The following is a 13,603-nucleotide window of genomic DNA, read 5'->3' as shown; positions in this document are numbered from 1 at the left end:
GCCAGTGCTACTATCCATCCCTTATTCGGGTCGGCCCTAGCCGCCTCGCCAATCATCCAATGAGTCAGGGTATTTTATGAGCGCAACTAAATCTGTCATGCAACATCTCTCAAGCCTTGGCATCAACGATGTCAGCGAGATCATCTACAACCCGAATTACGAATTGCTATTCGAGCATGAAACGTCAGCCGAGCTTAAAGGCCCGGCGCGCGGAATTGTGACGACGTCTGGTGCGGTGACGGTTGATACCGGCGAGTTCACGGGCCGCTCTCCACGCGATAAGTACATCGTTCGCGACGATGTGACGCGAGATACCCTTTGGTGGTCGGATGCTGGCCTGGGGCGCAACGATAACAAACCGATGTCGACTGACGTGTGGGCGCATCTGAAAACGCTGGTCGCCGATCACCTGTCTGCCAAAGCGCTGTATATCGTGGATGCCTGGTGTGGCGCGAGTGCCGATACCCGTCTGGCCGTGCGTTTTGTCACTGAGGTGGCCTGGCAGGCGCACTTTGTCAAAAATATGTTTATCGCCCCGACCGACGAAGAGCTGGCAAGCTTTAACCCGGACTTCACGGTGATTAATGGCGCCGGTTGCGTCAATCCGCAGTGGCAGGAGCAAGGGTTAAACTCGGAGAACTTTGTTGCCTTCAACCTGACAGAGAATATCCAGCTGATTGGCGGGACCTGGTACGGCGGCGAAATGAAAAAAGGAATGTTCTCAGTGATGAACTACCTGCTGCCGCTGAAGGGTATCGCGTCCATGCACTGCTCAGCAAACCGGGGTGAAAAAGACGATGTGGCGCTGTTCTTTGGCCTCTCCGGTACCGGAAAAACCACACTGTCGACCGATCCGCGTCGACAGCTCATTGGTGATGATGAGCACGGCTGGGATGCTGACGGCGTATTCAATTTTGAAGGCGGCTGCTATGCCAAGACCATCAATCTGAAAGCGGAATCTGAACCGGAAATTTATGGTGCTATCCGCCGTAACGCGCTGCTGGAAAACGTGGTCGTTCGTGAAGATGGCAGCGTGGATTATGCCGATGGTAGCAAAACCGAGAACACACGCGTCTCTTATCCACTGTCGCACATCGAGAATATCGTGCAGCCGGTGTCTCGCGCGGGTCACCCTTCACGCATTATCTTCCTTGCTGCGGACGGATTCGGCGTGCTCCCGCCCGTTTCCCGTCTGACCCCAGAGCAGATGCAGTATCACTTCTTGTCTGGCTTCACTTCTAAACTCGCGGGCACCGAGCGCGGGATTACTGCTCCAACGCCGACATTTTCTGCCTGCTATGGTGCGGCTTTCCTGATGCTGCATCCAACACAGTATGCTGATGTGCTGCAGGAGAAAGTTGCGCAGAGCGGTGCTGAAGTGTGGCTGGTGAATACCGGTTGGAACGGTGCGGGTGAGCGTTTGTCGCTGAAAGATACGCGCCAGATCGTCAACGCCATCCTCGAAGGGGAAACTGGCGCAATGCGTGAAGAAACACTTCCGATCTTTGGTCTCGCCATTCCGCAGGAGATTGCTGGTGTCGATGTAAACACTCTCGATCCGCGCAACGGCTGGGCATCACCGGCAGAATGGCAGGAAGCGGCCGAGAAACTGGCACAGCTGTTTATCAATAACTTCAAACAGTACAGCAACAACGAGGCCGGTGCGCGTATTGCGCAGGCAGGTCCGCAGTTGTAATTTCGCTGACGTTTAGCAGAGTGCCATTCCGTGGCACTCCTTCGCCGCTAATGAAGTGCTGATATCTGACTGAAATAACGCTGCCCCGCGTAAAATCGCCGGGCAGCGTTATTAATTAATAGAGCAGAAAGAATGCCAGGCACAATTAGCCTGACGTACTCAGTGCTTATGCTGCGTTATAGCGAGTTTCCAACTTATCTAAAAAACCAAATAGCACCTGATTCATCTCGCTGTAATCGTGTGCACGCAGTTCTTCTGGCGTATTAACGAAGCGGTATTCTGCGGCGCGACTCAGATCTTTCTCTGAATGCGCGATCAGCATTTCCACAACCTCCAGCGTTAGTTCCATATGGCACTGGAAACCATATACGCGGTCTGAATACGCCACGATCTGGCGCGGGCAACCTTCGCTGTAAGCGATGATTTTTGCATCTGCCGTCAGACCCGGCATGTCGTTATGCCAGTGCCCCACTTCCAGCGTGCTGGCAAAGTGAGAGAACAGTTCGTCCTTACTACCCTCTTCTGTCAGCGTGATCGGGAATTTACCAATCTCTTTTTCAGGGCTGTGCGCGAAAGATGCGCCTAGCGCTTCACCAATCAGTTGTGAACCGAGACAGATACCGATAACGGCTTTACCGGTTTGAACCGCCGAAGCAATCAGCGCCTGTTCACCTTTCGCATCAAAGTGCGGGCATTCTTCTAGTGTGGTGGACGGATCCTGAGGCCCTCCCATCACAATAAGAAAATCAATGCCTTCCGCGTTTGCTGGCAGCCTGTCGCCTGCATAAACCCGCGAGTAAGTCACATCATGACCGTGATTGTTGGCCCATGTTTCGTAGGCGCCGGGTGCTTCAAAATCTTCATGTACGATGAAATGTACGCGCATTGCAGAGAACTCCATGAGTAATGTACTGGCCTGTTCAGCCCTTATTGGTAGCCTGAATCTGACGCTGCTGTGACAGAATCCCGGCCAGGGATTTAGCGATTAACTCTGTTTCCGGTGCATCAATCTCAGAGACGGTGATCCGCAGCCCTGAACTCGTGCTGTCCAGCATGAACCCTTCTCCGCCGCGAACCAGCCAGCCGCGTTGTGCCATTTGCATCACCGTTGCCGCACTGTTGTGCGCTAAAGGAACCCAAACGTTCAAGCCATCGTGATGTTTTGAAACCGTGACGCCGTGTTTTTTTAACGCGCTAACCAGCAATTCTCTTTGGGCTGAATAGCGCCTGCGTGCGGCCAAAATGGCGGGCTGAAAGCCTGGTGAACGCAGATAACCTGCAGCCATATCTTGCAGTATATGGCTGACCCAGTTAGTCCCGGCATTCAGGCGCTGACGCAGACGCTGTGAGGTTTCTTCATCACTTGCAACAACAGCCATCCGTAAGTCGGGCCCAAGAAACTTGGACATCGAGCGAATCAGCACCCAGTTACGGGCATTTGCCGGAACAATGTGGTGATAATCCTGTGTTGAGAGTAGGGAGAAGTGATCATCCACAATCACCAGAACCTGCGGGTAGCTCGCCAGTAGAGTGCGTATGCCTTCGGCGCGTCCCGCACTGAGTCCAAAGCCGGTTGGATTGTGGGCGCGCGGAGTGATGATCACCGCCTGCACGCCAGTAGAAAGCTGATGTGACAGCGCCTCAATCTGCATGCCTTCCGTATCGATTGCTACAGGCGCAGCCTGCAGACGATTGTGCCGCAAGGTGCTGATGCTACTCAGGAAGCAGGGGTCTTCAACCGCCACGCGATCGCCTGCAATCAGGTAACTGGCAAGCACCCTCTCAACCGCATCAACCGCACCGTTGGTCAAATTTAATTCAAAGGGAACATCGAGATCGGGTTGTAGCCATTCGAGACCCGCCGCCTCAAGTTCAGGCCGTATTTCCGGTTCGCCATACAAAGCTGGTGTACTTTGGATATGCGCAACAAGCTGATTAACCGAGGGAAGAGCCGAAGCCGCAGGGTTGCCGCTGGCAAGATCGCGTATCGCCAGGCCCGGGGCGCTACCTTCAATATCAATCTCAGCAATGGGCTCACGCACCACGGTGCCGTTTCTTCCTCTAGAGAGGACAAAACCTGCATCTGTCAGCCGCTTATAAGCCAGTGCAACCGTATTGCGATTAATGCCCAACTCACCCGCTAAATCACGTAGTGTAGGAAGCATCGTGCCGGGCGCGAGTTCACCCGCCTGAATCATTGCGCGGATTTGGTCGAAAATATCACCCGCTGTTTTGCCATTTATCTTCATTGATCTGGTACAAACAATATTTTAGCCTAGGTCAATATTAATTGACTGCTGAGCGCCTGTATATACGCGATGAAAACATCGGTACAACACGCTGAAAATTGAGGGATTACAACGGAATCGCGATACCACAGACAATATCTTCTAAGAGAGTTAACGTTACGAGGAAAGAGAGCCAAAAATGAATACCCGGCCTTCAGCACGATTACTCATCATTGACCCACAGCAGCGTGTTCTGTTGTTTTGTTTCACACATAAAGCCGATGCTCTGGATGGACAACGTTATTGGGCCACACCCGGCGGTGCATTGGAAAATCACGAAAGCTGGAAACAGGCAGCGATTCGCGAACTCTTTGAAGAGACAGGCATTATACGTACTCAGCTGGATGATGCCATCGGCTACCGAGCGTTTGAAATGCAACTACCCAGCGGCGAGGTAGTGTTAGCACAAGAGCACTATTATACGGTGCATGTTGTTCAACAGGAGATTTCAACAGCGGGATGGAGTAAGCACGAGCGCGAAGTGATGTCAGACTATCACTGGTGGGAACTGAAAGAACTGATATGCAGTGGGGAACGCTATTATCCGGAAAATTTAACGGCTTTGCTGGAAATCGCCCATCAGTCTGCTGCACGCTGACGGTTGCAGGCGGCAATCAAAACCGCCTTCGATAAGCCCTCTCGGCGCATCAATTCTCGTCGTTATCGCTAAGGTAAGTAAATTTCTGGGCGCGTGATCGTCCACGCATAATCAGGACGATTGACCGGCTCGTAGCCAAATTTCTCATAGAGCCATGACGCTGTAGTGGTGAACAACATGATTCTGCGCAGCTTGTTAAAGAGAGGATGATCATGGATGCATGTCATTAGCCACCTTCCCAGGCCCTCTCCCTGATGTTCTTCCAGTACATATACATCACACAGATAGGCGAAGGTCGCATGATCTGTTATGAGCCGGGCAAATCCAACCTGAGATTGATGATGATAAATGCCAAAGTTCAGGCTGTTTTGAACTGAAGCGGTGACGGTTTCCACGTCTATGCCTTTCGCCCATGTTGAGCGCGTCAGATACTGGTGTATCGCCTCCACATCCAACTTTGCGCTGTCTGTACTAATGAGATAATCATTTTGATGCCATTCATGGATTGATGGAAGCGTCACTCTTCACTCCAAATAACTTTTTCAGTGGTGCTGGAATCCTATCATAGCGGAATGACCATGGGTTCTGATGTATATTGCTTTGCAAGATCCGATGTTATTGATATCGATCCGTGTGAATTAACAGAGCGTTGGTTTTCGCTGCGCTGTAATTAATCTGGGTATAAAAAAAATCCTGCAGAATTAAACGGGTGTTCTTTGAGGACTTAGACATGACCCCCTTTCATCAACTTACCGCCACCAGCCTGAGCGGCCAACTTATCTCAATGGCGGATTACGCTGGCAAACTGGTTTTGGTGGTCAACACCGCCAGCCATTGCGGCTTCACGCCACAGTACGCAGGCCTTGAAGCGCTTTATAAGAAGTATGCCGCCCAGGGGCTGATGGTGCTGGGGTTCCCCTGCAATCAGTTCGGTAAGCAGGAGCCCGGTGATGCCGACGCGATCTCGCAAACCTGCCACATTAACTACGGTGTAAGCTTCCCGATGTTCGAGAAGGTGGAGGTCAACGGAGAGGCTACGCATCCGGTGTTTAGTTATCTGAAAAACGAATTACCCGGTGTGCTGGGCGGTAGGATCAAGTGGAACTTCACTAAATTCCTCATCGGACGCGACGGCAAACCCATTAAGCGGTTTGCACCCTTTACTACGCCAGAGAAAATGGAATCTGCGATTATAGCTGCACTTAGAATCTAATTATTCCTGAGCGTCATTCGCGCTGAAAGCGTTTAATCTAAAAAATATTTCCTTACTTCTTTCAGCGCGGACAATTCCAGTGTTGCTGCCGGTGAGTCAGATTTTGTCGTTTGACGCACGGCTATAAATCACTTTAACATCCACAGTACTGTATAAAAAAACAGGCTCAGCATCATGACCCTAACTTTAGTTGGCGAGAAAATTGGCAAGAATCGGTTTACCGGTGAGAAAATTGAAAACAGTACCTTCTTGAACTGTGACTTTTCTGCTTGTGACCTTAGTGGTACTGAGTTTACTGGTTGCACTTTTTACGATCGTGAAAACCAGAAAGGATGTAATTTCAGCCGCGCCACGCTGAAAGATGCCATCTTTAATAGTTGCGATCTTTCCATGGCGGACTTTAGAAACGTTAGTGCGCTGGGTATTGAGATTCGTAGCTGTATGGCACAAGGTGCCGATTTTCGCGGTGCCAGTTTCATGAACATGATTACAACCCGTACCTGGTTCTGCAGTGCATACATCACCAAAACAAACCTCAGCTACGCCAATTTATCCAAGGTGGTATTAGAGAAGTGCGAGCTATGGGATAACTGCTGGATTGGCACTCATATTCTGGGCGCAACATTCAGTGGATCAGACCTCTCAGGCGGTGAGTTTTCTTCATTTGACTGGCCTTCTGCCAATTTCACTTATTGCGATCTGACTAACTCGGAGCTAGGTGAAATAGATGTGCGCGAAGTGGATTTGCAGGGCGTGAAGCTGGACAACTATCAAGCCTCATTAATATTGCAGCATCTTGGTATCTCGGTTGTTAATTAATAAGCTGCATGTTAACCACTCATTTCAAATTTATCGCAGTGCTTGAGTGAATGAATACGGACTGCCAGTAAACAACATATTATGGCAATACCGCTAGTCAACAGCACAAGGTCGATTATCTGGCATGGTCGACCAAATAGTGTTTAGCCCATCGTGTTGCCTCACTCCTGCCACGGAATGAAGGCGTAGTGACGATGCCAATGAGCCTGTGAGCTTAACAAGCATCAGTGAGTCCGTATTGCCCACTGAGAACGCCGGTCCTAACGTCTCAAATCTTCGCGAAAACTCCCAAACGCCCAGCCTAAAAAACACCGCTAAAGCGGGGTTTCTCCCGGCAAATTGTAAATTTATGTCTATGCTGTATCAGCATCATCAGCTTTTGCTGGGTTCACTATGACGTTTTACTGTTTGTTTATAACTAGATATCAATCAAAAATAATTGATTTTTAAGGGAATGGTAATGCTTAGTTTAAGACGTAAAAAGGTTAAACCGATGCGGTTGAAGGACGTGACAATCATTGATGATGCTCGTCTCAAGAAGGCGATTACCGCCGCCGCTCTGGGTAATGCCATGGAGTGGTTCGATTTTGGGGTATACGGCTATGTCGCAGCCGTTTTAGGCAAAGTTTTTTTCCCGGGTGCCTCGCCTGGCATTCAGATCATCGCCGCTTTGGGCACATTCTCGGTTCCGTTCATCATTCGTCCGCTAGGGGGAATGTTCTTTGGTGTATTGGGTGATAAATACGGCCGTCAGAAGATTCTCGCCATCACCATCATATTGATGACCTTCAGCACCTTCAGTATCGGACTTATTCCTTCCTATGCCACCATCGGCTTCTGGGCACCGGTCTTGCTGCTGATTGCAAAAATGGTTCAGGGATTCTCGGTGGGAGGGGAATATACCGGCGCTTCCATCTTTGTTGCGGAGTACTCACCCGACCGTAAACGTGGTTTTTTAGGCAGCTGGCTTGATTTCGGTTCGCTGGTTGGCTTCGTCTGTGGCGCCGGTGTGGTTGTGCTGCTCACCACGATCCTGGGCCAGGAAACCTTCAATGACTGGGGCTGGCGCATTCCCTTCTTTATGGCGTTGCCATTAGGTTTAGTCGGCCTTTACCTGCGTCATGCGCTCGAAGAGACCCCGACATTCCAGAAACATGTAGATTCACTAGAAGAAGGTTCGAAACAAGGTTTAAGTGAAGGCCCTTCAGTTCCTTTTAAAGAGATTGCACGCAAGCACTGGCGGAATCTGATCTCCTGCATCGGCATCGTTATCACCACCAACGTGGCTTACTACATGTTGCTGACTTATGTGCCGAGTTACCTGACTCACAATCTGCACTATTCAGAAGACCGTGGCGTTTTAATCATTGTCGTTATCATGCTGGCGATGCTGTTTGTGCAACCAGTGATGGGATTACTCAGTGATAAATTTGGACGTCGTCCGTTTATCATTATTGGTAGCGTAGCAATGGTGCTGTTATCCATTCCCTCCTTCATGCTGATTACCCATCACAGCCTGGTCGCACTCTTTTTTGGATTGTTGATTCAGGCGGTCATACTCAACTGTCTGATTGGCGTGATGGCCTCGACCCTGCCCGCGTTATTCCCGACTGAAGTGCGATACAGCGCGTTGGCCAGCACCTATAACATCTCCATTTTGGTTGCGGGTATTACCCCTACCCTTACCGCCTGGTTAGTGGAAGTGACAGGCAACCTTTATATGCCGGCATGGTATCTGATGGTAGTGGGTGCGATCGGTGTGGTGACCGGTTTTACCGTGAGGGAAACCGCTAACAAACCGCTCTATGGTGACACCCCAGCTGCCTCCTCGCTTGAAGAAGCCAAAGAGTTGCTGCAGGAGCATCATGATGGCATTGAGCAGCGCATCGAGGATATTGATGAACAAATTGAGGCGTTGAAGAATAAGCGCCGCAATTTAGTTGCTCAGCATCCTGAAATAACGCAATAAATAATAACCGCTGCTTTAGGGCAGCGGTTTTCCCCTCAAACACTCTGCCTGACACAGAACACTCATTATCGTCTATACTTTCAGTGAGTTGGTTTATTACTTTAAATTAAACTTCGCTAATGAAGATGAAGTTGTTTTTATCAGAATCAATGAGCTGTATTAAGTCAATTTCATTATTAGCGATTAGATAATTAGCAGAGAACCGGACAGACAACGGTTACTGAATATTTAATTTATCTGACAACGTCAAATTGTCAGCTGAGAGTGAGGGAAAATAATGCCATCGATATTTGATGAGTTATCTGACGCCCCTTCATGGGTGCCTGCTGTGTTACTTGTCACCCTTTCGCTTGTCGCGGGTTTTTTGGCTCGCTTCCTATTGCTTAGATTTATACGTTACTGGCAGAATCGCGACAGAAAATTGTTCAAGTCACTTGAGAAGCATCTTCGTGGATCGATGTTCCTGTTTATTCCTCTGATGTTAATTAACGTTGGAGCCGAGTATGTAAATATTCACCCCGATTCGCTTTCGTTCATTACCCCCACGCTGAATGTTTTCATAATATTGTCATTGTGCTCGATTTTAATAAGATTGACCAACGTCGCGCAGGACATGCTATTTATTCGCTATGATATTAATCTGTCAAACAACCTGCGCGCCAGGAAGATTCGCACCCAGATCATTTATGTCAAAAAGGTCGCGATTGTCCTCCTTGTATCATTCTGCCTTTCACTGATTCTTATCAGCATTCCCGGCGTAAGAAAATTCGGCACCACCATCCTCGCAGGCGCTGGGGTGGCAGGTATCATCATTGGTTTTGCGCTGCAGAAGTCACTGGTTAATCTGTTCGCTGGCATTCAAATCGCCTTCACGCAACCGATCAAAATTGATGATGCGGTTGTGGTTGAAAATGAATGGGGTTGGATTGAGGAGATCAACCTGACCTATGTTGTGGTGCGTATCTGGGACCTGCGCCGTCTGGTGCTGCCAATTACCTATTTTACCGAAAACGCCTTCCAGAACTGGACACGCAATAATGCCCAAATATTAGGTTCGGTTTTTCTTTACCTCGATTATTCGATGCCATTAGAGCCACTCCGTCAGCATTTTGAAAAAGTTCTCAGCGAAACCAAACTCTGGGATCAGCAAACCCAGGTGCTTCAGGTGACCGATACCACTGATAAAACCATGACGATTCGTTTATTAATGACCGCACAAAACTCCCCAACCGCCTGGGATTTACGCTGCTATGTGCGTGAGAAGATGATTGAATTTATTCAACAGAATTACCCGCAGAGTCTTCCTCATGTGCGGGCGACGTTGACCGAGACTGGAGTATCTAATAGCACGAAAACGTTGTCTTAGATGATACGCTTTCCTGCGTTTAAAGGTGGCAGCTCAAGCGGTAATGGCGTATCTACGTTGTATCAACCTTAACGATGATATACAGTGTATCGACATTTCGCAGGAGGTTGGTTATGACCACGGTGACGTTAAAAAAATGGGGCAATAGTCCTTCAATCCGCATCCCTGCCAGCGTAATGCAATCTGCTGCGCTCAGTGTTGACGACAAACTGGAACTCAGCGTGGAAGATGGCAAATTGATACTTGTCCCGGTGAGAGAAAAGGAGTATTCCCTTGATGCTCTGCTGGACGGCATCACTGAAGATAACGTCCATGAAAAAATTGATTTTGGACCTTCAGTTGGCAAGGAATTGCTCTAATGGTTTCACGTTTTGTACCCGATGCCGGAGACCTGATCTGGCTGGATTTTGACCCTACACTGGGGCACGAGCAGGGTGGACATCGCCCTGCTGTCGTCCTCAGTCCTTTTGCCTATAACAACAAAGTGGGCATGCTGCTTTGCGTACCCTGCACCACTCAGGCCAAGGGTTATCCCTTTGAAGTCATCCTGTCAGGCGCACGGGAGAGTGTTGCGCTGGCTGATCAGGTGACCAGCATTGACTGGCGCGCCCGAAAAGCGGTGAAAAAAAGCCATGTCACATCGAATGAACTGGCTGAGATTCGCGCCAAGGCGAAAGCGCTGATTGGATAAGCACGAATACTGGCAGCCTGAAGCCGCCAGTTGTTCTTCAGTGCCCACGCCGCGCCCGCATCATCGCCAGCCTGAACTGGCGGACATCTTCTGGCGTCCAGCAGCGGCAGGACAACGGCGCGGTATCGTCAACCGCGGCGGGTAGCGGGACTTTCTCTAGCGTGCCACGATTGCAAATCGCACAGGCTAAAGTGGCGGAGGGCACGCCAAGATAGCGCGCCACCTCCGGCAAGGTCATCAGTGCAGTACGCATCATAACCTCCTCGTTGCATGTGATTTAACTGACATGGTTGAGCAGTTTTCAGCGTAATTTTATGATCGCGATCAGGTGATGAATTATTTTTGGTTAAAAAATAATCACAGCGTCATCAGCATCTCGTGCCACGCCATGCCGCCGTGATCGGACGCCGAAGGTTTGATGTACTGATAGCCGAACTTCTTATACAGATCAACGTGATGGGTTTTGCACATCAAATGGATGGTATGTTTATCCATCTGCTTCATAAGCTTGATGAACTGTTGCATCATCAGTGTGCTGTATCCTTTGCCCTGATAGGCCGGATCGAGCACCACTGACATAATTACCACGTTAGGTGCTGCAGGATCGTGCCCGATTAACTCCTTAAATTCCTCATCTGACATCACCACATCCCAGGCGCAACCTGCATTGATAAAGCCAATGACTTGACCCTCGTTTTCAAGGCACATAAACCCTTGAGGATACTGTGCGATACGGGTTGCGATTTTTTCGCGCGTGGCAGCCTCATCGCCTTCGTAGGCATTAATTTCAATGGCATAGCAGCGATCAACATCGGCTAAGGTGGCATTTCTAAACGTTAAATTCGACACAACTACCCTCTGGATTAACATCACAATGCACGCTATTTTACCGACAAATCACCATGAACCTACTGCATTGTCTTCAGGATAATCATGAACAACGTGCATCTCATGCTGCGCCAACTCGACCTCAATTTACTGCTGGTGTTTGCCGCGCTCTATCGCCAGCGCAGTGTCACCGCCGCCGCAAATGAATTGGCCTTCAGTCCCTCGGCATTAAGTCACGCTTTGGCACGCCTGCGTGTCTCACTGGACGATCCGCTTTTTATCCGTCAGGGAAATGCAATGTTACCCAGCGCGAAAGCGGAACTGCTCGCGCCCGGCATTATCAATGCCCTGGCCGCGCTGGTGGAGAGCCTTAACCGCCGAAACGATTTTGACCCGCTCACCAGCCATCAGGTTTTCCGCTTTGCCGTGACGGATTACACCGCTACCGCCCTTCTGCCCACGTTGATTGCCCATCTGCAACAGCAGGCACCCAATGTAGTGATCAAGGTGGTGTATTCACGCGGCTACGATGCGTTTGAGGATTTGATGGCGGGCAAGGTGGATTTTGCCATCGGTTTTGAGGATGAAGTCACCCCCCCAAGACGTGGCATCAACACTATCGAATGTTTCGAGGATAACTACGTGGTTGCAGTTCGCCAGGGGCATCCGTTTATCCGCGATGCGCTCACCTATGAGGATTACCTGCGCGTGGGGCATGTGGTAGTTAATCCGTGGAATGAGCAACGCGGCGTGATTGACCGAATACTCGACGCGCAAGGAATTCAGCGCAAAGTGGTGGTGGAACTGCCGAGTCTGATGACTGCACCATTGATCATCGCCAGCACGGATCTGGCTATCGCGTTACCGCAACGTGCCGTGACATCCTTGTTTGGCGCGGCGGATTTGAAAATTTTCCCGACGCCCTTTCCTACCCCGCATTATGCGCTGCGCGTTTACTACAATCCGGCGCTGGCGAACAGCGCCGGACATCAATGGCTACGCGAACAAATTGTGCAGGTCGTGTAAATCACGCTAGTTCCACGACCCGATTTTCACGTGCGCTAACAAAAGCAGCATCCAGTAGCGCCAGGACTTCAATCGCCTGCTCTGGCGTCACCGGAGGCTCACTGCCATCGCGTACCGCTTGAGCAAAAGCTTCGTAATAGGCGTGATAGGCACCTTGTTCAGAAGGCACCCGTTCTGAGCCTTGCGGCGTATTAAGTGTGCCCCAGCGCTCAGGCTGCTCATAGCCCCATGCATCCCGATCGTCCGCCGGGCGCTGGCCCGCAAAAATGGCCTGCGCCTGCACATCCGTCCCTTGTGAAACAAAGCTACCGGCATCGCCATACAGACGAAACTCACGGCAAACAAAGCGATTCAGTTTGGTGGCGGAAAGATAGGATTTAGTCCCGTTTTGATGAGTTAGCGTCAGCACAAAACTGGCGTCGGTCGGCCCTTCCGGCAGGTCGATGATATCCAATTGAGCATAAACCGATTTTACCGGCCCCAACAGGAACAGCGCCTGATCGACAATATGACTGCCTAAATCACGCAGCAAACCGCCGGTTTCGCCGCCTTCGAGGGTATTGGCATCGTCAAAATCCATACGATTATGCAAACGCCACACTTTTCCCACGCGATTTTGCTCAATCAGTTTTTTCAGCGTGCGCACATCATGGTCAAAACGACGGTTGTGATACACGCTCAGTACGACGCCTTTCGCTTTCGCGGCATTGGCCAACTCGCGCCCCGTTTTCGCGTCGGGTGCAAAGGGTTTGTCGGCAATCACCGCCACACCCGCAGCAATCGCTTCCAGCACCAGTTCGCGGCGCGTTTGCGGTGGTGTCGTGATCGTGACGGCATCGACACCTGCCGCCAGCATGTCGGTCAGGCTGGCATAGATCGGAATGTCGGGAAAATCCGCTCTCACGCGTGAAATAGTGGCTGGCGCACGCGCCACGATGCCCGCTAACTCCACGCCCTCAGCCGCATTAATGAATGGCGCGTGAAAGTGTTTGCCGCCCGTTCCATAGCCCACGATACCGATTTTCATGCTGCCTCCTTGTGATAGAGAAGAGTGGTAAGGCAATCAGTAATAACATAATCGCAACAACTAAAACTGCTCGCTCACGCAA

Annotated in this window: 15 protein-coding genes; 9 read left to right on the top strand and 6 right to left on the bottom strand. The window is 50.4% G+C overall.

Going from position 1 to position 13,603, the window contains the following annotated elements:
• Positions 1-76 precede the first annotated feature (76 nt).
• A complete protein-coding gene (pckA, locus tag AC1MDE_RS17465; protein WP_058961641.1) occupies positions 77-1,696 on the top strand; it encodes a phosphoenolpyruvate carboxykinase (ATP) in 1,620 nt (539 codons plus the stop codon).
• A 166-nt stretch (positions 1,697-1,862) separates the two neighbouring features.
• Here the strand turns inward: pckA and AC1MDE_RS17460 are convergent, their stop codons facing one another.
• Together AC1MDE_RS17460 and ptsJ are read right to left on the bottom strand one after the other, a co-directional pair.
• Entirely contained in the window at positions 1,863-2,582 is a 720-nt protein-coding gene (locus AC1MDE_RS17460; RefSeq protein ID WP_058961640.1) for a type 1 glutamine amidotransferase, read from the bottom strand.
• A 34-nt stretch (positions 2,583-2,616) separates the two neighbouring features.
• Positions 2,617-3,945 (bottom strand): MocR-like B6 salvage transcription factor PtsJ, encoded by a 1,329-nt coding sequence (gene ptsJ / locus AC1MDE_RS17455; RefSeq protein WP_479401839.1) that lies wholly within the window; start codon positions 3,943-3,945, stop codon positions 2,617-2,619.
• Between the two features lie 178 nt (positions 3,946-4,123).
• On the opposite strand from ptsJ, the gene AC1MDE_RS17450 reads away from it, so the two are divergent.
• Positions 4,124-4,582: an NUDIX hydrolase gene (locus AC1MDE_RS17450; RefSeq protein WP_166932523.1), complete on the top strand. Its 459-nt coding sequence runs from the start codon at positions 4,124-4,126 to the stop codon at positions 4,580-4,582.
• 68 nt (positions 4,583-4,650) lie between these two features.
• Here AC1MDE_RS17450 and AC1MDE_RS17445 read toward each other — a convergent pair whose 3' ends face one another.
• Positions 4,651-5,103: a GNAT family N-acetyltransferase gene (locus AC1MDE_RS17445; RefSeq protein ID WP_058961638.1), complete on the bottom strand. Its 453-nt coding sequence runs from the start codon at positions 5,101-5,103 to the stop codon at positions 4,651-4,653.
• A 209-nt stretch (positions 5,104-5,312) separates the two neighbouring features.
• Between AC1MDE_RS17445 and AC1MDE_RS17440 the strand changes: the two genes are divergently transcribed.
• From AC1MDE_RS17440 to mazF, 6 genes are all read left to right on the top strand, one after another.
• The gene (locus tag AC1MDE_RS17440) at positions 5,313-5,795 is read left to right on the top strand and encodes a glutathione peroxidase (protein WP_058961637.1); all 483 of its coding nucleotides are present in this window, start codon (positions 5,313-5,315) and stop codon (positions 5,793-5,795) included.
• Between the two features lie 174 nt (positions 5,796-5,969).
• A complete protein-coding gene (locus AC1MDE_RS17435) occupies positions 5,970-6,614 on the top strand; it encodes a Qnr family pentapeptide repeat protein (protein ID WP_058961636.1) in 645 nt (214 codons plus the stop codon).
• Between the two features lie 460 nt (positions 6,615-7,074).
• On the top strand, positions 7,075-8,583 hold the full coding sequence (gene proP / locus AC1MDE_RS17430; protein ID WP_479401837.1) for a glycine betaine/L-proline transporter ProP: 1,509 nt from the start codon (positions 7,075-7,077) through the stop codon (positions 8,581-8,583).
• Positions 8,584-8,860: 277 nt separating this feature from the next.
• On the top strand, positions 8,861-9,949 hold the full coding sequence (locus AC1MDE_RS17425; RefSeq protein ID WP_058961634.1) for a mechanosensitive ion channel family protein: 1,089 nt from the start codon (positions 8,861-8,863) through the stop codon (positions 9,947-9,949).
• 113 nt (positions 9,950-10,062) lie between these two features.
• Entirely contained in the window at positions 10,063-10,308 is a 246-nt protein-coding gene (locus AC1MDE_RS17420; protein ID WP_058961633.1) for an AbrB/MazE/SpoVT family DNA-binding domain-containing protein, read from the top strand.
• Complete coding sequence (mazF, locus tag AC1MDE_RS17415; RefSeq protein WP_058961632.1) at positions 10,308-10,640, top strand: endoribonuclease MazF; 333 nt, start codon at positions 10,308-10,310, stop codon at positions 10,638-10,640. The genes AC1MDE_RS17420 and mazF overlap by 1 nt, the downstream gene beginning before the upstream one ends.
• Before the next feature lie 37 nt (positions 10,641-10,677).
• On the opposite strand, the gene AC1MDE_RS17410 is transcribed toward mazF, so the two are convergent.
• Both AC1MDE_RS17410 and AC1MDE_RS17405 read right to left on the bottom strand, forming a co-directional pair.
• Positions 10,678-10,896 carry a hypothetical protein gene (locus AC1MDE_RS17410; RefSeq protein WP_480344894.1) on the bottom strand — a complete coding sequence of 73 codons (219 nt, stop codon included), beginning with the start codon at positions 10,894-10,896 and terminating at the stop codon, positions 10,678-10,680.
• Between the two features lie 101 nt (positions 10,897-10,997).
• Entirely contained in the window at positions 10,998-11,489 is a 492-nt protein-coding gene (locus AC1MDE_RS17405; protein WP_058961630.1) for a GNAT family N-acetyltransferase, read from the bottom strand.
• Positions 11,490-11,573: 84 nt separating this feature from the next.
• Here AC1MDE_RS17405 and AC1MDE_RS17400 point away from each other — a divergent pair, with 84 nt between their 5' ends.
• Positions 11,574-12,494, top strand: a complete 921-nt coding sequence (locus AC1MDE_RS17400; RefSeq protein WP_058961629.1) for a LysR family transcriptional regulator — start codon at positions 11,574-11,576, stop codon at positions 12,492-12,494.
• 1 nt (position 12,495) lies between these two features.
• Here the strand turns inward: AC1MDE_RS17400 and AC1MDE_RS17395 are convergent, their stop codons facing one another.
• Positions 12,496-13,521, bottom strand: a complete 1,026-nt coding sequence (locus AC1MDE_RS17395; protein WP_058961628.1) for a Gfo/Idh/MocA family protein — start codon at positions 13,519-13,521, stop codon at positions 12,496-12,498.
• Between the last annotated feature and the right edge of the window lie 82 nt (positions 13,522-13,603).

It is taken from the genome of Pantoea folii, from assembly GCF_056678875.1.
This window is presented reverse-complemented; position numbering and strand designations above follow the sequence as displayed.

Bases quoted from the DNA above. Each gene is read 5' to 3' on its own strand.
- pckA (WP_058961641.1), top strand. From the start codon at position 77: ATGAGCGCAACTAAATCTGTCATGCAACATCTCTCAAGCCTTGGCATC.
- AC1MDE_RS17460 (WP_058961640.1), bottom strand. From the start codon at position 2,582: ATGCGCGTACATTTCATCGTACATGAAGATTTTGAAGCACCCGGCGCC.
- ptsJ (WP_479401839.1), bottom strand. From the start codon at position 3,945: ATGAAGATAAATGGCAAAACAGCGGGTGATATTTTCGACCAAATCCGC.
- AC1MDE_RS17450 (WP_166932523.1), top strand. From the start codon at position 4,124: ATGAATACCCGGCCTTCAGCACGATTACTCATCATTGACCCACAGCAG.
- AC1MDE_RS17440 (WP_058961637.1), top strand. From the start codon at position 5,313: ATGACCCCCTTTCATCAACTTACCGCCACCAGCCTGAGCGGCCAACTT.
- AC1MDE_RS17435 (WP_058961636.1), top strand. From the start codon at position 5,970: ATGACCCTAACTTTAGTTGGCGAGAAAATTGGCAAGAATCGGTTTACC.
- proP (WP_479401837.1), top strand. From the start codon at position 7,075: ATGCTTAGTTTAAGACGTAAAAAGGTTAAACCGATGCGGTTGAAGGAC.
- AC1MDE_RS17425 (WP_058961634.1), top strand. From the start codon at position 8,861: ATGCCATCGATATTTGATGAGTTATCTGACGCCCCTTCATGGGTGCCT.
- AC1MDE_RS17420 (WP_058961633.1), top strand. From the start codon at position 10,063: ATGACCACGGTGACGTTAAAAAAATGGGGCAATAGTCCTTCAATCCGC.
- mazF (WP_058961632.1), top strand. From the start codon at position 10,308: ATGGTTTCACGTTTTGTACCCGATGCCGGAGACCTGATCTGGCTGGAT.
- AC1MDE_RS17410 (WP_480344894.1), bottom strand. From the start codon at position 10,896: ATGATGCGTACTGCACTGATGACCTTGCCGGAGGTGGCGCGCTATCTT.
- AC1MDE_RS17400 (WP_058961629.1), top strand. From the start codon at position 11,574: ATGAACAACGTGCATCTCATGCTGCGCCAACTCGACCTCAATTTACTG.
- AC1MDE_RS17395 (WP_058961628.1), bottom strand. From the start codon at position 13,521: ATGAAAATCGGTATCGTGGGCTATGGAACGGGCGGCAAACACTTTCAC.